This is a genomic window from Salmonella sp. K21076 (genome assembly GCF_039650795.1).
GTDB classification, from domain to species: Bacteria; Pseudomonadota; Gammaproteobacteria; order Enterobacterales; family Enterobacteriaceae; genus Salmonella; species Salmonella enterica.
This window is the reverse complement of the sequence record NZ_JBCLYA010000050.1, coordinates 86,407-106,797: the sequence shown is the minus strand read 5'-3', so window position 1 is coordinate 106,797 and position 20,391 is coordinate 86,407. Positions and strand designations below refer to the sequence as shown.

Sequence of the window (20,391 nt, the reverse complement as noted above, 5' to 3'; positions counted from 1 at the left end):
TTCCGTTACCATGTCATACAGGCAGCGTTAAAAATACCGCCAGCCAGCGCTGCGGTTCCCATAAATAGCCCCGCCGCCACGTTGTGATGAATAATTTTTTCGCTCAGCGTAGGCATGTATAACCTTACGCAACCATAAATCAGCAGCTGAATCACCAGCGCAATGCCGCCCCAGGCAAAATAGTCCGGGATGCTGACTGAGTTTATCGCCGCGCTGGATAAGGGGATGACATAGCCCAGCAACGTACCACTAAAGGCCAGCGATGCCGCAGTATTGTTATTTTTTATCAACTGCCATTCATTATGCGGCGTTATCTTTGAGTAAATAAAAAGAAATACAATGATCATTGCCGCGCCAATAAAAAAATAGGCGCAGAAAGCCAGTAATGCGTCCAGTATATGCATAATTTCCCTGTATGTGCTTAACCAATAACCGTTAGTGAAGTGAGAGGGATATCCACGCCGAGGGCGCGTGAAAACACCCATTCAGGCTCACCGCGCTCGTTAAATGATTCTTCCCCGTTCAATAGAAGATACTCCCAGGCGTCGTCCGTCACCTGGCGCTGGAAACCCATCGTAAAATTGTGAACGTCCCATTTCTCTGCCTGCTGATTTTCAACCTTTTCCAGCATGTAGACAGGTTCAATATTGCCCGGCTCTTCATGGTTAAAAAAGCGCTGCCAGCGCCGTTCTTGCCAGTTGAGCGTCATCGGCCCTATTGCCGCTGGCGCAATGGCTGAACGCCAGTGACGTTCCTCGTTAATACCGAAACTTTCCTCATATACAAAAAGTTTGATGTCATCAATGTCGTCAACATCCGTGCCGCCAGTGGTGTTAATTTGTAGAAACTCATCGCCAGAGGTGTAGTAGCGAAAAATCTGACTGCCGCCGCCTAAATCTATGCGACTCGCTGCCGCGACAGTGTATTTTTCACCTGGTAGCGCCACCAGCAACGACGACTCTAGTAGCCGGAATGCCAGCGTATCCAGCGTGAAACCGGCGTTAAGATGTAATCCTAATGGTCCGCGAATCGGCGCTGGCGTGCTTGTTTTACCGAGCAAACGCTGAAAAAATTGCATCATAGGGGAACCTCTATCTCTTGCCATGCGACCTCTTCAGACAGAATGCGATTGTCGTTGGGCATAATGTCATTTGAGATCGCGCATTCATGTGCCGTCTCGTATGAAAGCGACGAAGCTCAGCACGGTAGCGCGCTTTCGCGCTACAGATAGCAAAGCAGATACTGCCCGATAAACAGGCCCAGCAAAGCGGGCCAGGTCAGTCTGGACAAATGACGCTGGCAGGTTTTGACCATCCACGTAAAGAGCATTATTCGCCTTGTTGACGCTGTAAACGCGCCAACACATCCTGAGCATTGCTTTTATTGGTTGCGCCAATACCCGCCTGCGCCAGTTTTTCGTCCAGGTCGCGTCCATCGGCGACTTTTTCCAGCTGCGCGGCGGCATCCAGCCGTGCCTAGCGTTCAGCCTGACGCGTTTGTAAACGTTTAAGCGGCTCCGCCGCCGTAGACACATTCGACGCGGCTCCGACGGTCGAAGTCGTCACCGCCTGCTGCGCGCGCTGCATGGCTTCTGTCGCCTTAACCACTTCAAGTTGCTGCTCAAACTGCGCAATCCGCTGGCCTGTCGCCGTTACGGCCTTCTCCACCGCATCACGAGAGGCTTCCAGATTAGTCAGCACCTGTTCTTCGGCAAGAATGGCATTTTCCAGACGGGCTATTTCTTCCGCCACTTCGTTGAGTAAAGCGGCGTCGACATTCTTACTCATTGCCGCCAACGCCCGCGTTTCAAGGCTGACTTTACGCGCACGTAAATCATTCAGCTTGTCATGGCTTAGCTTCACCCGCGCCAATAAATCCACTCTGGATTTACCCGCTTTATCCAGCTCGGCTTTTGCGTCGCGAATATGCTGCTCCAGCATACGTACACCCTGTGCTTCATCAATGGCTTCTTCTGCCTGAGCAACGAATGATTTACCTAACGTGAACAAACTTTTTAAAATTCCCATGTAAGCCGCCTGTATTATTCCTGTGAATAGACTTGTGTTATTTCAGCGATATCCAACGCATTTTCTACAAGCGTGGTGATTTCCAGCGTCACGTCGGCAAGCGACGAATTTAACGACAACGCGCCAAAAGCGACATAATATTCCTCCTGTTTTACCAGGGCAATACCGACCGAAGACAGCGGTAAAACCTTCTGATTTCTCAGCAAGAAAAGATTAAATTCCGCGGTATCTCTAATCGTATTTACCGGACAGATATAAGTCTCGATAACTATTTGTTGCGAGGTAAATAAAACCGTCAGTGGTAAATCGCCATAATCATTCATTTTTATTATTAATGAAGATTCATTATTTTCTATATCAATATCTAATTCGGCGATGTTGTTTAACGCATCCGCCAGCGTCCGTGGAGTCCATGCCATATTATTATCTCTATCTCTTTTTTATAAATAAAGGGAGTTACAGGGTAGGTTTTGCTTTTTATATTACCAGCCAAAGATAAAAAAAAACCATCCGATTATGGATGGTTTTTTCTTAAAAAATACTATTAGCGTCAGGTACGCTGGCGAACGGCTTCAAACAGACAAATCCCGGTCGCCACAGAGACATTCAGCGATGACACGCTACCGGCCATAGGAATGCTGATCAGCTCATCGCAGTGCTCACGGGTCAGACGACGCATACCTTCACCTTCTGCGCCCATGACCAGCGCCATGCGGCCAGGCATTTTGCTCTGATACAGCGTATGGTCAGCCTCGCCCGCCGTTCCGACAATCCAGATATTCTCTTCCTGCAACATGCGCATCGTGCGCGCCAGGTTGGTGACGCGGATCAACGGCACGCTTTCCGCTGCGCCGCAGGCGACTTTCTTCGCCGTCGCGTTAAGTTGCGCGGAGCGGTCTTTCGGCACGATTACCGCATGTACGCCTGCAGCATCGGCGCTGCGCAGACAGGCGCCAAGATTATGCGGATCGGTGACGCCATCGAGGATCAACAAAAAGGGGCGATCGTGTAATGCGATCAGATCCGGTAGATCGTTTTCCTGATACTGCCGGCCTGGTTTCACACGAGCGATAATGCCCTGATGCACGGCACCGTCGCTTTTCTCGTCGAGATATTGGCGGTTTGCCAGCTGGATAACCACGCCCTGGGACTCAAGGGCGTGAATCAGCGGCAACAGACGTTTATCTTCACGGCCTTTTAAAATAAAGGCTTCCTGAAAACGTTCAGGGGCGCGCTCCAGCAGGGCCTGCACTGCGTGGATGCCGTAAATCATTTCGCTCATTAATGTACTCGTTGTTTACGTTTTGCCGGGGGCGCTACGCTTGCCCGGCCTACAGATAATTGACCCTCTTCTGTTTGAAGAGGGTATTGCTCACTCTGCCGCTTTTTTCTTCGCCGCACGCTTCGCTTTGGTCGCTGCGGCTATTTTCTGCGTTTTAGCCGATGGCTTTTTTGCTTTTCTCGCGTCTTTCTTCGCTGCTTTCGGCTTCGCTTTTTTCTCGCCGCGGAAGGCGCTATCAGGCTCGAAGTTAACCTTTTTACCTACCTGACGACGTTTACCGGCGTTTTTACTTTCACCTTTTTTCGCTTTTTCACGCGCCGTTTTGCCGACGTTACGCGGTGCGCGCTCGCTGGAAATCAAGCTAAAGTCAATTTTCCGTTCGTCCATATTCACCGCTTCGACGCGTACCTCGACCCGGTCGCCCAGGCGATATGTCTGCCCGCCGGATTCGCCAATCAGACGTTGCCCTACCTGATCGAAGCGATAGTAATCGTTATCCAGTGAGGAAACGTGTACCAGCCCATCGATAAACAGTTCATCAAGACGGACAAAGAAGCCGAAACCGGTGACGCTGGCAATCACGCCCTTAAAGACGTTGCCTACCTGATCCAGCATAAAGTCACATTTCAGCCAGTCGGAGACATCACGCGTCGCTTCATCAGCGCGGCGTTCCGCCATCGAACAGTGCTGGCCGAGCTGCAACATCTCTTCCATCGAGTAGTGATAACCGCCCGTTTCTGTGGTGTTGCCCTTGTTCCCTTGCTCTTTAGCCAGCAGGTACTTAATGGCGCGGTGCAAAGAAAGATCCGGATAGCGGCGAATCGGCGAGGTAAAGTGCGCATAAGACTGCAACGCCAGGCCAAAGTGCCCGCGGTTTTCCGGATCGTAAATCGCCTGCTTCATTGAACGCAGCAGCATAGTTTGCAGCATTTCGGCGTCCGGCCTGTCGGCAATCGATTCAAGCAGTTCGGCATAATCGCGCGGTTCCGGTTTATTTCCGCCCGGCAGCTCCAACCCCAGCTCCGCCAGTACGGAGCGGAATGAGGTGATCGCTTCGGTGGTGGGCTTATCATGAATACGGAATAACGCCGGCTCTTTAGCTTTTTCGACAAAGCGCGCCGCCGAGATATTCGCCATGATCATGCACTCTTCGATAAGCTTATGCGCGTCATTACGCTGGGTCTGTTCGATACGCTCAATGCGACGCTCGGCGTTAAAGATAAACTTCGCCTCTTCGCTCTCAAACGAGATCCCCCCGCGTTCTTCACGCGCTTTATCCAGCACTTTGTAGAGGTTGTGCAGCTCTTCAATATGCTTCACCAGCGGCGCATATTGTTCACGCAGATCCTGATCGCCCTGCAGCATATGCCAGACTTTGGTATAGGTCAGACGCGCATGGGAGCTCATCACCGCTTCATAGAATTTGTAGCCGGTCAGCCGACCTTTCGCCGAGATGGTCATTTCACAGACCATACACAGCCTGTCAACCTGCGGGTTTAGCGAACACAGGCCGTTGGAGAGCACCTCCGGCAACATTGGGACAACCTGTGACGGGAAGTAAACCGACGTGCCGCGATTGCGCGCCTCGCGATCCAACGGCGTTGGCGGCCGTACATAATAGCTCACGTCAGCAATAGCGACCCACAAACGCCAGCCGCCGCCGCGTTTTTTCTCACAGTAAACCGCGTCGTCAAAGTCACGGGCATCTTCGCCATCAATCGTGACCAGCGGCAAATCGCGCAGATCGACACGACCGACTTTCGCCTCTTCCGGCACCTCTTCTTTCAGCCCGGCGACCTGCTGCTCTACCGCCTGCGGCCAGATGTAGGGTATTTCATGGGTACGCAGCGCCATATCAACCGCCATACCGGTACCCATATTGTCGCCCAGCACTTCGACGATTTTCCCTACCGCTTTAGTACGGCGAGTTGGACGTTGGGTCAGTTCAACCACGACCACGAACCCCATCCGCGCGCCCATGACGTCTTCTGGCGGGATAAGAATGTCGAAGCTGAGACGGCTGTCGTCCGGCACCACAAAGCCGACGCCCGCATCGGTGAAATAACGCCCGACTATCTGACTGGTTTTCGGTACCAGTACACGGACGATACGCGCTTCGCGGCGACCTTTACGATCGGCGCCCAGCGGCTGCGCCAGCACCTGATCGCCATGAATACAGGTTTTCATCTGCTCGCTGGAAAGATACAGATCGTCTTTGCGGCCTTCGACACGTAAGAAACCGTAACCATCACGATGACCGATCACGGTGCCTTTCAGCAGGTCGAGGCGTTCCGGCAGCGCATAGCACTGGCGGCGGGTAAAGACCAGTTGTCCATCGCGCTCCATCGCGCGCAGGCGGCGACGCAAGGCTTCAAGCTGCTCTTCGCCTTCAATATTCAGTTCTACGGCCAGTTCTTCGCGACTGGCCGGTTTTTCACGTTTCGTTAAATGTTCGAGGATAAATTCCCGGCTCGGGATAGGATTCGCGTATTTTTCTGCTTCGCGTTCCTGGAAAGGATCTTGTGACATTGAGGTTCCTCCATTGTCATCTCTAATGAAGTTTACTTCACTCCACCAGTAATAATTTATAAAGCGGTTGATTCTCTTCAACCAAATCGGCAAGCGTGTAGTTATCCAGCTCCTTGAGAAAACTCTGCACGGCCTTAGAAAGCGCCTGTTTCAGACGACAGGCAGGGGTGATGTGGCAAAATTCGCTGCTACAGTTGACCAGTGATAAGGGTTCCAGCTCACGCACCACATCGCCAATACAAATAGTATTAGCCGGTTTACCCAGGCGGATACCGCCATTTTTTCCCCGAACGGCGGTGACAAAGCCCGCCCGGCTAAGCTGATTGATAATTTTGACCATATGATTACGGGACACGTCGTAGACTTCTGTCACCTCAGAAATGCTGGTCATTCGTCCATCTGGTAACGACGCCATATAGATTAGCGCACGTAAGCCGTAATCGGTGAAACTCGTTAACTGCACATCAACCTCAGGAAAAGGGAAAACGGGATATAACTTATCTGTATTGATGATAAACCAGCCACCTGTCAGGCTGCTAATTTATTTCGGTTCAGGAAGGAAAAAAGCGGGGAACAATGACGCATTTGAGCCGAAGGATGATGCAAAGCATCTTATCCGGCCAACAAATGCGTACTCATCATAGACCCGGTAAGCGTAGCGTTACCGGGCATCATCCATCAATTACGCGTCGAACGGATCGCGCAGAATCATCGTCTCAGTACGATCGGGGCCGGTAGAAATAATATCAATCGGCACGCCGGTCAGTTCTTCGATACGTTTGATGTAGTTCAGCGCCGCCTGCGGCAGGCCGCTACGATCTTTCACGCCGAAGGTGGATTCAGACCAGCCCGGCATGGTTTCGTAAATCGGCTCTACACCTTTCCAGTCGTCAGCTGCCAGCGGAGTGGTAGTCACTTCGCGACCATCCGGCATACGGTAAGCCACGCAGAGTTTCACCTCTTTCAGGCCATCCAGCACGTCCAGTTTGGTCAGGCAGAAGCCAGACAGGGAGTTCAGCTGTACCGCACGACGAACGGCAACGGTGTCCAGCCAGCCGGTACGACGACGACGGCCGGTAGTGGCGCCGTATTCGTTACCCTGCTTGCAGAGGAACTCGCCGGTTTCATCAAACAGTTCGGTCGGGAACGGACCTGCACCTACACGAGTGGAGTAAGCTTTGAGGATACCCAGAACGTAATCAACATAACGCGGGCCCAGGCCGGAACCGGTCGCCACGCCACCCGCAGTGGTGTTAGAAGAAGTTACGTACGGATAAGTACCGTGGTCGATATCCAGCAGGGTACCCTGCGCACCTTCAAACATGACGAAATCGCCACGCTGACGCGCCTGGTCGAGCAGGTCTGAAACGTCAACAACCATAGAAGTCAGGATGTCGGCAACAGCCATCGTATCATCCAGAACTTTCTGGTAATCAACCGCTTCAGCTTTGTAGTAGTTAACCAACTGGAAGTTGTGATATTCCATCACTTCTTTCAGTTTTTCAGCAAAGGTTTCTTTGTCGAAAAGGTCACCAACACGCAGACCGCGACGTGCCACTTTATCTTCATAAGCAGGCCCGATTCCACGACCGGTGGTGCCGATCGCTTTCGCGCCACGCGCTTTCTCACGCGCGTTATCCAGCGCAACGTGATAATCAAGGATCAGCGGACAGGCTTCAGACAGCAGCAGACGCTCACGAACGGGGATGCCACGGTCTTCCAGTTCTTTCATCTCTTTCATCAGCGCGCTCGGAGACAGCACAACACCGTTACCGATGATGCTGGTTACATTCTCGCGAAGAATACCTGATGGAATAAGATGGAGAACGGTTTTTTCACCGTTGATTACGAGAGTATGGCCTGCGTTGTGACCGCCCTGGTAGCGTACAACATATTTAGCCCGTTCAGTCAGAAGATCGACGATCTTTCCTTTACCTTCGTCACCCCATTGGGTGCCCAGTACGACGACGTTGTTACCCATTTTTCAAAATCACCGTTTGCTTAAAAATGGATTCTACCATCGCTTTTTCAGATATACAGCACTTTTTGCACTCAATCTGCGGCAAATCCGACCACTTTTTGCTCAGCCAATCGTTTTCCTCAACATGTAGTAGACCACAACTCCCGCGACCACAAGTCCGCCGCCAAAACGACGTAAAACATTTTCCGGCAGTTGCGCCAGTGCCGAAACCATTTTTTTCCATGCGCCGGGATACAGCATCGGTCCCAGCCCTTCGAGGACTAATACCAGAGCAAGCGCCAACCAGATTGTTGAATTCATTTATCGCCCTTATAAAAGAAAACCACCGGCATCCTTTGGATGCGGTGGTTTTGCTGGTCTAAAACCGCTGACGCTATTTTAGCGTGTCGTCGAACTCGGTGTCTTCATGTAGCGGAAGAAATCGCTGTCCGGGCTCAGTACCATCACGTCCTGATTACCTTCGAAGCTCTTCTCGTAAGCGCGCAGACTACGAATGAACGCGTAGAAATCAGGGTCCTGGCTGAACGCGTCGGCAAACAGCTTCGCGGCTTCAGCATCACCTTCACCACGCATGATACGCCCCTGACGCTCGGCTTCCGCCAGAGTTTTCGTCACCTCATAGTCAGCAGCCGCACGCAGTTTTTCCGCTTCTTCCTGACCTTGTGAGCGATGACGACGCGCGACCGCTTCACGCTCGGCGCGCATACGGTTGTAAATCGCCTCAGAAACCTCGGTCGGCAGGTTGATCTGCTTAATACGCACATCGACCACTTCGATACCCAACGCCGCCATACTGTTCGGGTTGATGACCGGTACTTTACCTTTGGTTTCCGCCGTGACGCGTTCCGCCGCTTCGGCAATCGCGTCATCCGCCGCCGGGGTCGCCACTTCATCATCAGTGCCGGCTGAACCGGAGTTCAGCGCGTCGCGCACTTCCAGAGTCAGACGACCACGAGAATCGGTCACGATGTCTTTTACGTCCAGGCGACCAATCTCAGAACGCAAACGGTCCGAGAACTTACGTTTTAACAGCACTTCGGCTTGCGAAATATCGCCGCCGCCGGTCGCCAGATAGTAACGGCTAAAGTCGCTGATACGCCATTTGATGTAGGAGTCGACAATCAGGTCTTTCTTCTCTTTAGTCACAAAGCGATCGGCCTGGTTATCCATCGTCTGGATACGCGCATCAAGCATTTTCACTGATTCAATAAACGGGATCTTAAAGTGCAGACCCGGCGCGTAAACCAGCGGTTTGTTCTCATCGTCACGCAGAACTTTACCAAAACGCAGCGTAATGCCGCGCTCGCCCTCTTTGACCACAAAGACGGACATGTAGAGCACTACCAGCACGATGATGATAATCGCAATAACTGACTTACGCATCGTTATTCCCCCTGACGCTGGTAGTCGTTACGCTGCGCATTCGCGCGGCGTTGGTCCATAATATCGCCCTGATTTGAGGACGACGTGTTGCTTGCTCCGCTGGCGTTAGACTTTGTGGACGGCGGCAGGCGCAGCAGGTTGCTGGCGCTATTGTCGCTCTTTGCCGCCGGCGCATTCCCGCCTTTCAGCATCTGATCTAACGGCAGCACCATTAAATTACCGCTCTTGTCGTTAACCAGTACTTTACGGGTATGGCTCAGCACTTTTTCCATCGTTTCAATATACAGACGCTCGCGCGTAATCTGCGGCGCGGCTTTATATTCTGGCAAAATCTTCGCAAACCGGGCGACTTCACCCTGCGCTTCCAGGATAGTCTGGGTTTTATAGGCACGTGCCTCTTCCAGAATACGCTGCGCCTGACCGTTGGCGCGCGGCTGAACTTCGTTGGTATACGCTTCCGCTTCACGAATGTACTGCTGCTCGTTTTCACGTGCGGCAATCGCGTCGTCAAAGGCGGCTTTCATCTCTTCCGGCGGACGCGCAGCCTGGAAGTTCACGTCCAGCAGGGTAATCCCCATGTTGTACGGTTTGATAGTCTCTTCCAGCTCGCGTTGGGTATCGCTACGAATAACGGTACGACCTTCGGTCAGAATGCGATCCATCGTGTATTTACCAATGACGCCACGCAACGCGCTGTCGGTGGCCTGACGCAGGCTATCGTCCGGGCTGGTCACGCTAAACAGATATTTCTGCGGATCGGTGACGCGGTATTGCACGTTCATTTCAACGCGCACGACGTTTTCATCAGACGTCAGCATCACGCCTGACGCCGCCAGTTCGCGCACCGCTTCGACGTTCACCGGCGTGACGTCGTCAATAAATGTCGGCTTCCAGTTCAGACCTGGCTCTACCAGATGGCTGAATTTACCAAAACGCGTCACAACGCCGCGCTCGGCTTCTTTAATGGTATAAAAACCGCTGGCCGCCCAGATAATGACTACTGCCGCCGCGGCGATGGCGACAATACGGCCTCCCAGTTGCGGACGCGGGCCTTGCGATGAGCTACCGCCGCCGGAACCGGTGCCTTTACCGCCCCCAAAACCACCGAGTTTTTTACTCAGCTTACGGAAGATATCATCCAGATCGGGAGGTCCCTGATCGCGGCCACCTTTGTTTCCATTTCCCCCAGAGTTGCTGCCAGGTTTGCTGCTTCCCCACGGGTCGCGGTCCTGTCCGTTATTACCGGGCTGATTCCACGCCATGTTTGTGCTCCATATTTGTTATGCGGTGATCCCCGTTGTCTTTCGACCTCAGAGGATAAGGCGAAATTACTCCATGCTTCAGACGAACCGCCGTTACAGACATCATCTTTCAGGCTACGCCTTGAGTGGCGGCTTTTTTACCCCAGGTCACTTCGTTGTGAGCTCCTGAAATTCTCTCAGCTACCGCTTCAATACGACCTGAATGACTTCGCGTCTAGATCACGTATTCGATCAACGCTGGTTCTTGTTTACAGAGGCGACGCCAGTCGACAATCGGCATTCGTACCTGCAGACTGACGCTACCGTCTTCCTCCATCCACTCTTTTTCTATTGCCTGAAGCTGATAAAACCGGCTTCTCAGACGCCCTTCCTGCGGCAGCAAACGCAGCGTATGCTGCGCCACCTCGCCGGAAAGACGCTCCGTCAAAGCCTGAAAAAGCTGTGGTATTCCCACGCCGCTTTGCGCTGAAAGCCAAACGCGGATGGGTTTATTCTCTTCATCTCTGTCGATACGCGGTTCAAAGTCGTCCAGCATATCGATTTTGTTCATCACCATTAAGGTGGGGATTTCGTGAGCGTCAATCTCTTCAAGAACGGTGTTTACCGCCTCGATGTTTTCCTGCACACGAACATCCGCCGCATCGACCACATGCAGCAGCAGCGTCGCCTGACGCGTCTCCTGCAGGGTAGCTTTAAAGGCAGCCACCAGATCGTACGGTAAATGGCGGATAAAGCCTACCGTATCCGCCAGAACGGTTTCACCGACATCCGCTACATCAATACGACGTAACGTGGGGTCCAGCGTCGCAAATAGCTGATCTGCCGCATAGACCCGCGCTTCAGTGATCTGATTAAAAAGGGTGGATTTTCCGGCGTTGGTATAGCCCACCAGCGATACCGTCGGAACGTCGGCCTTGATGCGCGACTGCCGCCCCTGCTCACGTTGCTTCTCAACTTTCTCCAGGCGCGACTGAATCTGCACAATGCGATTACGCAGTAAACGACGGTCGGTTTCGAGCTGGGTTTCACCCGGACCGCGCAAACCAATCCCGCCTTTCTGACGTTCAAGGTGGGTCCAGCCACGCACCAGACGCGTAGCCAGATGGCGTAGCTGCGCCAGCTCAACCTGCAACTTACCTTCATGGGTACGCGCACGTTGGGCAAAAATATCTAAGATAAGACCGGTGCGATCGATAACCCGGCACTCGCACAAACGCTCCAGGTTTCGCTCCTGGGCTGGACTCAATGCATGATCAAACAATACGACCGCTGCGCCAGTCGCTTTCACGGCTTCCGCAATTTCAACTGCCTTACCTTCACCTACAAAGTACTTCGGGTGCGGTGCTTTACGGCTACCGGTAATCACCTGCATTGCTTCGACACCGGCGGAAGAGACCAGAGATTCAAACTCCTGGAGGTCTTCCATATCTTTGTCTTGCGAAAAATAGATGTGTACCAGTACCGCCTGCTCACCGGCATCATAACGGTCAAACAAGCGTAAACCCTCTTAATAACCAGCGGGGGCGATTATCCGACGCCCCCGACATGGATAAACAGCGCGTGAACTTATTCAGTCTCTTCGCTGTCCTGTTGCGCAGTAGAACCCTGCGCGTTGCTACCGTGATGGTAGTTATTGCTGGCGCCGCCACCGGCATTGTTGCTGTGATGGGAAACCGGGCGAGACGGGACAACAGTAGAAATCGCGTGCTTATAAACCATCTGGCTGACCGTGTTTTTCAACAGGATCACGAACTGATCAAAGGACTCGATTTGACCTTGCAGCTTAATACCATTCACCAAATAAATAGAAACTGGAACACGTTCCCGACGCAATGCGTTCAGGAACGGATCTTGTAAAGATTGCCCCTTAGCCATTCTCTTTTCCTTATATGCTTATTTGTACTTTGAACCTTTCGATTCTGAAAAATTGCGCACGATACGTCTCAATTGTACACATTCAGTCTGCGATAGCACCAACAACCTGTAATACTTCTTTTCGCGCCCGATCGGGATTCTCACTGTCAAGCCAGCGCACCCCTTCCCAACCGCGCAACCAGGTCATCTGGCGCTTCGCCAACTGTCTCGTGGAGCAAACACCTCTATAAACCATTTCATCATATGAGATTTCGCCCTCAATGTATGACCACATCTGGCGGTATCCCACACAACGGATGGAAGGCAAGTCCGTATGCAAATCTCCTCGGGCAAAAAGCGCCCGGACTTCTGCTTCAAAACCTGAAGCCAACATCTGATGAAAACGCAGTTCAATGCGCTGATGGAGCAGTTCACGGCTCGCTGGGGCGATAGCGAACTGATGCACCTGGTACGGTAGCGCGTCTCCTGACGTTTGCGTTAGCTCCGTTAAAGTTTTACCCGAAATGAAAAAAACTTCCAGTGCCCGGGAAAGTCTTTGCGGATCATTTGGATGAATTCGCGCGGCGGCAACCGGATCTATCTCCTGAAGTTGCTGATGCAACGCCTCCCATCCAAGCTCCGCTGCTTGCTGCTCTATCCGGGATCTGACTTCCGGATCTGCTGAAGGCAGCGGCGATAACCCTTCCAGCAATGCCTTAAAATACAGCATGGTACCGCCCACTAACAGCGGGATACGCCCCGCAGCGGTGATCTCCGCCATTTGCGCTAACGCGTCGCGGCGAAAATCCGCCGCCGAATACGCCTGCGACGGGTCGCGTATATCCAGCAGTCGATGCGGCGCCGCTTTCAGCTCATCGGCATTCGGCTTAGCCGTGCCAATATCCATTCCCCGATAAATGAGGGCGGAATCAACGCTTATCAACTCTACTGGCAAAACTTTACGCAGTTCTATCGCCAGCGCCGTTTTGCCGGAGGCCGTCGGCCCCATCAAAAATATCGCCTTAGGCAGGCTCACCTTGCTTACATCATTCATGCTTCAGGGCGTTCATCGCCGAATGTAAATCAACAGGTTGTAACAGGCCACCCGGCGGCGCTTTTACCAGCTGCGGACATAGCCGCTCAACATCCGCCAGCAGCGATATGGCCTGCGCCATCGACCACTGCGGATGTTCGCTCTGCACATTACGCGCTATCCATTGTGCAATATTGACCGTTGCAAATGTGGTCTGTTGCGCCAGGTAGCCTATCAGTTCAGGAATCAAGATTTGTAAATTTTGTTGTCGTAAGGGTAAAGGCACCGCCCGAATGGTCACATGCTGCGCATCTGACTGAAATTCAATACCCAATTCTCCCAACAAAGATTGGGCTTTTTGCAGCGCGGCTTTTTCATCGGCGCTCACTTTTAAACGCAGCGGAATCAGCAACGGCTGCGCGCAAACCGGACTTTGACCCGGTGTAAGCTGCGCCTGACGCAGCCAACGCTCCGCAACCGGCAGCGACAAGAGCTGGATAGTCCCCGCGTGTTCCAGCAACGCGCAGTCACCGCCGACTATCGTCAGTACGCGACCAAAACTCTGGCTATGTCCGTCAAGCGCAGGCGCAACCGGCTCCGGCGCGGGGCTCGTCGTCGGCGTCTGTAAAAGCGTGCGATAAACCTCGCCCTGCTGCTTCTGATAGCCTGGCTGCGCGTGCGGCCAACCACCTGCGGACTGACGCCCGCCGTTACCGCCCGATGCGCCGTCGGAATAACGCGGTGTCGCGGGCTCGCGCGCCGCAGTTGGCTCGGCGGGTACAGCAAAATGGTTGCGCCCGGCGGCGATACGGTTTTCCGGGACATGCCGCGGCGCTGGCGCAATCTCCTCCAGCGGCAGCGTCGTTTCCGTCTGCTGTTGTAGAACGCTCAGCACCCCTTGATAGATGAAGTCGTGCACCAGCCGCGATTGATGAAAACGCACTTCGTGCTTGGCGGGATGAACATTGACATCCACCTGATGCGGGTCAATCTCCAGATACAACACAAACGCAGGCTGTTGGTCCGCGCCCAGTTTATCTTCACAGGCCTGGCGAATGGCATGGTTGATCAAGCGGTCGCGCATCATGCGGCCATTCACATAGCAGTACTGGATCTCCGTTAACGCCGTGGTGGTGTGATTCGGATCGGCGACCCAGCCGCGCAGGGTCAGATCGCCATGCTGCCACTCGATCGCCAGTGCCTGTTCGAGAAACGGCGTGCCGCAGATGGCGCCTAACCGGCGCTCTTTTTGCCCGTCCTTTGCGACAGCGCGATACTGCCGTACCAATTTGCCGTTGTGCGACAGGTTAAGCGTGACGTCAAAACGGGCCAATGCAATACGACGGATGATCTCATCGATGTGATTAAATTCCGTTTTTTCGGTACGCATGAATTTGCGCCGGGCGGGCGTATTATAAAAGAGATCCAGAACTTCCAGGGTGGTGCCGACCGGGTGCGCGGCGGGTTTTACCGTCACGTCCATGTCGCGCCCTTCCGCATACGCCTGCCAGGCTTCCGCCTGCTCCGCCGTGCGCGACGTTAGCGTCAAACGCGAGACCGAACTGATACTCGCCAGCGCTTCGCCGCGAAATCCCAGACTGATAATCGCTTCCAGATCGTCAAGCGAGGCGATTTTACTGGTGGCATGACGGGCCAGCGCCAGCGCCAGCTCCTCTTTTTTAATGCCGCAGCCATTGTCGCGAATACGAATAAGCTTCGCGCCGCCACGCTCGATGTCGATATCAACGCGGGTGGCGCCTGCATCCAGACTATTCTCTACCAGCTCTTTAACAACCGACGCAGGGCGTTCCACCACTTCGCCAGCGGCGATTTGGTTCGCAAGCTGCGGCGGCAGAACCTGAATCGGCATGAAATCTCCTTAATTCGCGGCGGTTATAGCGCCAGGCTGGTTGGTACTGGCCGTCTGGCCTGGGCTGCCCTGCGGCGCAGACTGGATCGGATGCGCTGCAAAGTACTTACGCAACCCCCGGTATATAGCGTCAGCAATCTGCTGCTGATAGCGGTCGCTCGCCAGCAATCGTTCTTCGCCGTGATTACTGATAAAACCCGTCTCCACCAAAATGGACGGGATATCCGGCGAACGCAGCACGCCCAGGCTCGCGTGTTCCGGGCGACGTTTATGCAGCGACCCCACGCCGTCGAGTTGGCTTAGTACGTTCGTCGCCACATCATACCCTACCCGCTGCGAATGACCGAATTGCAAATCCAGTACCGCCTGGCTCAGGTAAGGGTCTGACTGACTGTTCGTCAGCACATCGCCAGCGCCGCCTAACAGTTCGGATTGCTTCTCATGCTGCTCAAGCCAGTTTGCCATTTCGCTATTCGCGCGACGATTGGACAATACCCAGACGGAGGCGCCGGTGGCGTCGCGATTTGGCGCGGCATCCGCATGAATAGAGACAAGGAAGTTGGCGTTTTGCTTACGCGCCACATCAGACCGCCCCATCACCGAAATAAAATAGTCGCCGTCACGCGTCAGCACGCCTTTAAACATCGGATCGTTATTCAGCAATGTGCGTAACTTACGCGCGATGGCGATGGTGACATTTTTCTCGCGCGTACCGCCCGGGCCTATCGCACCGGGGTCCTGGCCTCCATGTCCGGCATCAATAGCAATCACCACTTTATCGCCAGCGCCTGCCGACGCGCGCGCCGCAGGCCGCGTAACGGTGTTGCTGCTGGTTACGCCGGTCAGGCGATCATCAGAAGATTTAAACGGATTACGGGCAGGCTCCGTCGGGCGGGGCGCGCTTTCAACCCGTTTCGCGACGACAGGCGGTGGCGGCGGCGGAACATCGGCATTAATGGTGAAAATGACCGTATAGTTGCCGCCGTTTTGCCGCTTCACCGCCTCGGTTTTACCATTTTCCGTCAGATCGACAAGCAGCCGTAAAGATTGCGCATCTTTCGGCGTTCCGGCACGGATCGTTTTTACCAGATTGTTACCGCTAAACTGAAGCGGCAGCCCCTGAATCACGCCGGTCTGCCTGATATCCAGCGCCACGGTCCGTTTACCGTCCTGTGAGTAAGCATATTCCGGCTCGCCGATAAAACTCAGCGTAATGCGCGCCTGCTGCTCGCCGTTGGACACCTGAATATCAGAGAGACTGGCGGCGCCCGCCTGCGCGCACAGCAGGATTAAGGCTGCTATTACGGCATTTTTGATGCGATAAATCATCCCGCCACCTTTATAGCTAATCGGCTAAACGCGCCAGTAACGAATGACCCGATGAGGATACCGCGCTTACGCGAGCCTCACGCCCCTGCGCCTGGTAATCAATATGGATTTCGACGTCCGGGTCGGGGAGAACGCCTTTACCTTGTTGCGGCCACTCCACCAGACAAATGGCGTCGTTGGCGAAATAATCGCGAATGCCCATAAACTCCAGCTCCTCCGGGTCCGCAAGACGGTATAAGTCGAAGTGATATACCATCATGTTATCAAGCGCATAAGGCTCTACCAGCGTATAGGTGGGGCTTTTTACATTACCGTTATGGCCTAACGCCTGTAAAAATCCCCGGCTAAACGTCGTTTTACCGGCACCTAAATCGCCATACAGATAAATAACGGTCGCGCCATCACAGGCGTTGGCTACCCGTTGCCCCAGGTCTAGCGTCGCCTGTTCGTCAGGTAGCGGAATTACTCGATTCATCATGGTTTACGTCAATCACATCAGGGTTAACAATACGCCGCAGCGTAGTAAAAAGATCGGTCGCCAACATGCCGCGAGCGCCATAACGCGCTGCCAGTAAGTCCGCCGCCGCGCCGTGAGCCACACATCCCACACATGCCGCATCATACGGGGTAAACTTCTGTCCGAGCAATGCGCCGATGATGCCGGACAGGACATCGCCCATCCCGCCGCTCGCCATCCCCGCATTACCAGCGTCAATGATAGCCAGAGGGTGGTGTTCAGCGGCAATAATCGTTCCTGCGCCTTTTAACACGACCACGCCTCCATACCGTTTTACCAGACGCTGTGCTGAAAGTAAGCGATCACTTTCAATTTCTGCCACAGAACATCCTAACAGGCGGGCCGCCTCTCCCGGATGCGGCGTAATCACGCGATTGTGACGTTTATCAGGATTGATTGCCAGTAGGTTCAACGCATCCGCATCCCACAGCATAGGTTTACGGACGTTTTCTACTTTCTGTAAGGCTTTTTTGCCCCATTCCTGCTGTCCAAGCCCCGGGCCGATCACCACAACGTCAGCCCAGGTCAGGCTCTCTTCCAGCGACTGAGGCGTGAGTTCATGTACCATCAGTTCCGGGCGGGCCGTCAGCAACGACGCGATGTTTTCACCGCGAGTCAGTACTCTGACCAACCCAGCCCCCGTACGCAGCGCCGCCTCGCCAGCCATCCGAATTGCACCCGCTGTTCCCTGATCGCCGCCGATAATCGCCAGACGACCATGATCGCCCTTATACGAGGTCGGTCGACGCGGCGTTAACCATTGCCCCAACTGCGTCGCGTCAAAACGCCGGAGCGGCGGCGTCTGGCTCGCCAGCCAGCCTTCCAGCCCCAACGCGTCATAATGCAATATGCCGGTAACGTCACGCGCTTTGCCGGTCAGCAGGCCTGGTTTCAGGGCGATAAACGTGACCGTATGCGCGGCGCTTATCACCGCGCCAGGCGTGGTGCCCGTTTGCGCCAGCAGGCCTGACGGGATATCGACGGCGACAACCGGCGCAGGATGGGCGTTCGCCTGTTCAATCAGACCGGCTACCGGATCGCGCGGCTCCTGGGCTATGCCGGTGCCAAGCAGCGCGTCGATAATCAGATCCGTCGCTTCCGGCCAGATAATATCGGCAGCATGGATAATGCCGCCGGCATTCAGCCAGGCATCGCGCGCCTGCGCCGCTTCTTCAGGTAACGGTTTGTCGCTCTCCTGCGCCAGCAACGTTACGCTAATGCCCGCCGCTTGCGCTAGTCGCGCCACGACGTAACCATCGCCGCCGTTGTTGCCATGACCACACAACACCAGCCAGTGTCGGGCGTCAGGGTAACTGTCACGGGCTACCCGAAATGCCGCGTCGCCAGCGCGCAGCATCAATTCATAGAGTGTGAGTCCGAAGGCATCCGCCGCATCGCGTTCCAGCCGTTTGATGTCATCGGCGGGCCAAATGGAGTGTGGTATACTTACAGGGTTTTTCTTCATGTTATGGTCCATCATGTCAAAGCCCCTCGATCTCAATCAGTTAGCGCAAAATATTAAGCAGTGGGGGCTGGAGCTGGGCTTTCAGCAGGTCGGTATTACTGATACCGATCTGCGCGCATCCGAACCTGCGCTGCAGGCGTGGCTGGACAAACAATACCACGGCGAGATGGCATGGATGGCGCGCCACGGTATGATGCGCGCCCGGCCTCATGAACTCTTACCCGGTACGCTACGTGTCATCAGCGTGCGCATGAACTATCTGCCCGCCAACGCCGCGTTTGCCAGTACGTTGAAGGATCCCACGCTGGGCTACGTTAGCCGATATGCGCTGGGGCGTGATTATCACAAGCTGTTACGCAGCCGTCTTAAAAAACTGGGCGAGCAGATCCAGCAGTACTGCGGTTCGCTGAATTTTAGACCGTTTGTCGACTCTGCGCCTATTCTTGAACGCCCATTAGCGGAAAAAGCCGGACTTGGCTGGACGGGTAAGCACTCACTTATCCTTAATCGGGAGGCGGGCTCATTCTTTTTCCTGGGGGAATTGCTGATTGATTTACCGCTGCCGGTCGACCAGCCGGTCGAGGAAGGTTGCGGCAAATGCGTCGCCTGTATGACCATTTGCCCGACCGGGGCGATTGTCGAACCGTATACGGTGGACGCGCGGCGCTGTATTTCTTATCTCACCATTGAGCTGGAAGGCGCTATTCCGGAAGCATTTCGCCCACTGATAGGTAACCGTATTTACGGCTGCGATGACTGCCAGCTTATCTGTCCGTGGAATCGTTACTCTCAGTTGACCGACGAAGCAGATTTTAGCCCACGCAAGGCGCTGCATAACCCAGATTTGCTTGAGTTGTTTAGCTGGAGCGAAGCGCAGTTTCTGAAAGTCACTGAAGGTTCTGCGATTCGGCGCATTGGCCATTTACGCTGGCTGCGCAATGTTGCCGTTGCGCTGGGGAATGCGCCGTGGAGTAATGCCGTCATTACGGCGTTGGAAAGCCGCAAGGGTGAGCATCCACTTCTTGATGAGAATATCGAATGGGCGATTGCGCAACAAATTGAAAAGCGGAACGCCTGCATCATTGAAGTGCAGCTACCGAAAAAACAGCGTCTGGTCAGGGTGATTGAAAAAGGGCTGGTGCGCGATGCCTGAATTATTCACAGGCTGTGTATAAAAATAAAAACACATTGCGATTCAAGAGGGAAAAAAGGAACAGACAATAACGCTAACGTTTTGAAATCTTATTTTTTCTATATTTTTCAGTAAATTATAGAAATTCTACGCGTCAGGTATAATTTTTTGCATTCCAGGAGTAATGGGCCGTCCTGTGGATAAGTCTGTTTACAAGGATCTGACGAAAGCGGAACAAAACGTGCCCCAACGCGATATTCGTTGTGGATAATTTTACTGTAGATAAGAATTGGAGCGGGAAACGAGACTCGAACTCGCGACCCCGACCTTGGCAAGGTCGTGCTCTACCAACTGAGCTATTCCCGCATAATCTTCGTCTTTCGAACCGCTACTGCCTTGGCTGCCTTCACTCGCCTGAGTCACTTACTTCAGTAAGCTCCTGAGGACTCATTCAGTTGCCGCCTTGTCGCAATTCGAAATCCTGCGATTGGTGGTTTGTACTTAACAAGTACTTTCAAATTTTGGAGCGGGAAACGAGACTCGAACTCGCGACCCCGACCTTGGCAAGGTCGTGCTCTACCAACTGAGCTATTCCCGCAAATTTGTTGCTGTCGTAATTCGCATTTCTGCGTCGTTACGGGAGGCGCATTATACGAGAAATCCATTTAGCTGCAAGCCCCTGAACGCATTTTTTCGCGATTTTTGTTTGAATGCTGATTAAATCACC

General features: G+C 53.8%; 18 protein-coding genes, 2 tRNA genes and 2 pseudogenes. 1 reads left to right on the top strand and 21 read right to left on the bottom strand.

Annotated features, from left to right (window positions below):
- Positions 1-5 precede the first annotated feature (5 nt).
- The 19 genes and pseudogenes from AAYN39_RS19390 to nnr form a co-directional block, all read right to left on the bottom strand.
- Positions 6-404: a DUF350 domain-containing protein gene (locus tag AAYN39_RS19390; RefSeq protein ID WP_000547734.1), complete on the bottom strand. Its 399-nt coding sequence runs from the start codon at positions 402-404 to the stop codon at positions 6-8.
- A gap of 17 nt (positions 405-421) precedes the next feature.
- Positions 422-1,105, bottom strand: a complete 684-nt coding sequence (locus tag AAYN39_RS19385) for a YjfK family protein (protein ID WP_000090298.1) — start codon at positions 1,103-1,105, stop codon at positions 422-424.
- Between the two features lie 119 nt (positions 1,106-1,224).
- Positions 1,225-1,329 (bottom strand): annotated as a pseudogene (locus AAYN39_RS19380) (hypothetical protein); the annotation flags it as partial.
- Positions 1,329-2,027, bottom strand: a pseudogene (locus AAYN39_RS19375) (PspA/IM30 family protein). The pseudogenes AAYN39_RS19375 and AAYN39_RS19380, both read right to left, overlap by 1 nt.
- 14 nt (positions 2,028-2,041) lie before the next feature.
- Complete coding sequence (locus AAYN39_RS19370) at positions 2,042-2,446, bottom strand: DUF2170 family protein (RefSeq protein ID WP_000312608.1); 405 nt, start codon at positions 2,444-2,446, stop codon at positions 2,042-2,044.
- Positions 2,447-2,577: 131 nt separating this feature from the next.
- Entirely contained in the window at positions 2,578-3,309 is a 732-nt protein-coding gene (gene rlmB, locus AAYN39_RS19365) for a 23S rRNA (guanosine(2251)-2'-O)-methyltransferase RlmB (RefSeq protein WP_001293265.1), read from the bottom strand.
- Positions 3,310-3,399: 90 nt separating this feature from the next.
- Entirely contained in the window at positions 3,400-5,838 is a 2,439-nt protein-coding gene (rnr, locus tag AAYN39_RS19360) for a ribonuclease R (protein ID WP_000076357.1), read from the bottom strand.
- 37 nt (positions 5,839-5,875) lie between these two features.
- Positions 5,876-6,301 carry a nitric oxide-sensing transcriptional repressor NsrR gene (gene nsrR, locus AAYN39_RS19355; protein WP_001177630.1) on the bottom strand — a complete coding sequence of 142 codons (426 nt, stop codon included), beginning with the start codon at positions 6,299-6,301 and terminating at the stop codon, positions 5,876-5,878.
- A gap of 219 nt (positions 6,302-6,520) precedes the next feature.
- Entirely contained in the window at positions 6,521-7,819 is a 1,299-nt protein-coding gene (gene purA, locus AAYN39_RS19350) for an adenylosuccinate synthase (RefSeq protein ID WP_000527972.1), read from the bottom strand.
- 102 nt (positions 7,820-7,921) lie between these two features.
- Positions 7,922-8,119, bottom strand: a complete 198-nt coding sequence (locus tag AAYN39_RS19345; RefSeq protein WP_001089290.1) for a DUF2065 family protein — start codon at positions 8,117-8,119, stop codon at positions 7,922-7,924.
- A gap of 78 nt (positions 8,120-8,197) precedes the next feature.
- Positions 8,198-9,202, bottom strand: coding sequence for a protease modulator HflC (gene hflC, locus AAYN39_RS19340; protein WP_001232417.1), 1,005 nt, complete (start codon positions 9,200-9,202; stop codon positions 8,198-8,200).
- Positions 9,203-9,204: 2 nt separating this feature from the next.
- Entirely contained in the window at positions 9,205-10,464 is a 1,260-nt protein-coding gene (gene hflK, locus AAYN39_RS19335) for an FtsH protease activity modulator HflK (RefSeq protein ID WP_000312504.1), read from the bottom strand.
- A gap of 214 nt (positions 10,465-10,678) precedes the next feature.
- Complete coding sequence (gene hflX, locus AAYN39_RS19330) at positions 10,679-11,959, bottom strand: ribosome rescue GTPase HflX (RefSeq protein WP_000460344.1); 1,281 nt, start codon at positions 11,957-11,959, stop codon at positions 10,679-10,681.
- Between the two features lie 71 nt (positions 11,960-12,030).
- Entirely contained in the window at positions 12,031-12,339 is a 309-nt protein-coding gene (gene hfq / locus AAYN39_RS19325) for an RNA chaperone Hfq (protein WP_001051875.1), read from the bottom strand.
- Positions 12,340-12,421: 82 nt separating this feature from the next.
- The gene (gene miaA / locus AAYN39_RS19320) at positions 12,422-13,372 is read right to left on the bottom strand and encodes a tRNA (adenosine(37)-N6)-dimethylallyltransferase MiaA (protein ID WP_001000739.1); all 951 of its coding nucleotides are present in this window, start codon (positions 13,370-13,372) and stop codon (positions 12,422-12,424) included.
- Positions 13,365-15,221 carry a DNA mismatch repair endonuclease MutL gene (gene mutL / locus AAYN39_RS19315; RefSeq protein ID WP_001122547.1) on the bottom strand — a complete coding sequence of 619 codons (1,857 nt, stop codon included), beginning with the start codon at positions 15,219-15,221 and terminating at the stop codon, positions 13,365-13,367. Before mutL ends, miaA begins: the two co-directional genes overlap by 8 nt.
- Positions 15,222-15,230: 9 nt before the next feature.
- Positions 15,231-16,550: an N-acetylmuramoyl-L-alanine amidase AmiB gene (gene amiB / locus AAYN39_RS19310; RefSeq protein WP_000640365.1), complete on the bottom strand. Its 1,320-nt coding sequence runs from the start codon at positions 16,548-16,550 to the stop codon at positions 15,231-15,233.
- A 16-nt stretch (positions 16,551-16,566) separates the two neighbouring features.
- The gene (gene tsaE / locus AAYN39_RS19305; RefSeq protein ID WP_000981984.1) at positions 16,567-17,028 is read right to left on the bottom strand and encodes a tRNA (adenosine(37)-N6)-threonylcarbamoyltransferase complex ATPase subunit type 1 TsaE; all 462 of its coding nucleotides are present in this window, start codon (positions 17,026-17,028) and stop codon (positions 16,567-16,569) included.
- The gene (nnr, locus tag AAYN39_RS19300) at positions 17,000-18,547 is read right to left on the bottom strand and encodes a bifunctional ADP-dependent NAD(P)H-hydrate dehydratase/NAD(P)H-hydrate epimerase (RefSeq protein ID WP_000968671.1); all 1,548 of its coding nucleotides are present in this window, start codon (positions 18,545-18,547) and stop codon (positions 17,000-17,002) included. Before nnr ends, tsaE begins: the two co-directional genes overlap by 29 nt.
- Here nnr and queG point away from each other — a divergent pair.
- The gene (queG, locus tag AAYN39_RS19295; RefSeq protein ID WP_001682125.1) at positions 18,546-19,685 is read left to right on the top strand and encodes a tRNA epoxyqueuosine(34) reductase QueG; all 1,140 of its coding nucleotides are present in this window, start codon (positions 18,546-18,548) and stop codon (positions 19,683-19,685) included. The genes nnr and queG overlap by 2 nt on opposite strands.
- 269 nt (positions 19,686-19,954) lie before the next feature.
- On the opposite strand, the gene AAYN39_RS19290 is transcribed toward queG, so the two are convergent.
- Both AAYN39_RS19290 and AAYN39_RS19285 read right to left on the bottom strand, forming a co-directional pair.
- Positions 19,955-20,030 (bottom strand) — tRNA-Gly (locus AAYN39_RS19290).
- Between the two features lie 156 nt (positions 20,031-20,186).
- Positions 20,187-20,262: transfer RNA gene (locus tag AAYN39_RS19285), tRNA-Gly, on the bottom strand.
- Between the last annotated feature and the right edge of the window lie 129 nt (positions 20,263-20,391).

Bases quoted from the DNA above. Each gene is read 5' to 3' on its own strand.
- mutL (WP_001122547.1), bottom strand. From the start codon at position 15,221: ATGCCGATTCAGGTTCTGCCGCCGCAGCTTGCGAACCAAATCGCCGCT.
- purA (WP_000527972.1), bottom strand. From the start codon at position 7,819: ATGGGTAACAACGTCGTCGTACTGGGCACCCAATGGGGTGACGAAGGT.
- tsaE (WP_000981984.1), bottom strand. From the start codon at position 17,028: ATGATGAATCGAGTAATTCCGCTACCTGACGAACAGGCGACGCTAGAC.
- nnr (WP_000968671.1), bottom strand. From the start codon at position 18,547: ATGATGGACCATAACATGAAGAAAAACCCTGTAAGTATACCACACTCC.
- queG (WP_001682125.1), top strand. From the start codon at position 18,546: ATGTCAAAGCCCCTCGATCTCAATCAGTTAGCGCAAAATATTAAGCAG.
- miaA (WP_001000739.1), bottom strand. From the start codon at position 13,372: ATGAATGATGTAAGCAAGGTGAGCCTGCCTAAGGCGATATTTTTGATG.
- AAYN39_RS19390 (WP_000547734.1), bottom strand. From the start codon at position 404: ATGCATATACTGGACGCATTACTGGCTTTCTGCGCCTATTTTTTTATT.
- amiB (WP_000640365.1), bottom strand. From the start codon at position 16,550: ATGATTTATCGCATCAAAAATGCCGTAATAGCAGCCTTAATCCTGCTG.
- AAYN39_RS19370 (WP_000312608.1), bottom strand. From the start codon at position 2,446: ATGGCATGGACTCCACGGACGCTGGCGGATGCGTTAAACAACATCGCC.
- AAYN39_RS19385 (WP_000090298.1), bottom strand. From the start codon at position 1,105: ATGGCAAGAGATAGAGGTTCCCCTATGATGCAATTTTTTCAGCGTTTG.
- AAYN39_RS19345 (WP_001089290.1), bottom strand. From the start codon at position 8,119: ATGAATTCAACAATCTGGTTGGCGCTTGCTCTGGTATTAGTCCTCGAA.
- hflC (WP_001232417.1), bottom strand. From the start codon at position 9,202: ATGCGTAAGTCAGTTATTGCGATTATCATCATCGTGCTGGTAGTGCTC.
- rnr (WP_000076357.1), bottom strand. From the start codon at position 5,838: ATGTCACAAGATCCTTTCCAGGAACGCGAAGCAGAAAAATACGCGAAT.
- hflK (WP_000312504.1), bottom strand. From the start codon at position 10,464: ATGGCGTGGAATCAGCCCGGTAATAACGGACAGGACCGCGACCCGTGG.
- rlmB (WP_001293265.1), bottom strand. From the start codon at position 3,309: ATGAGCGAAATGATTTACGGCATCCACGCAGTGCAGGCCCTGCTGGAG.
- hfq (WP_001051875.1), bottom strand. From the start codon at position 12,339: ATGGCTAAGGGGCAATCTTTACAAGATCCGTTCCTGAACGCATTGCGT.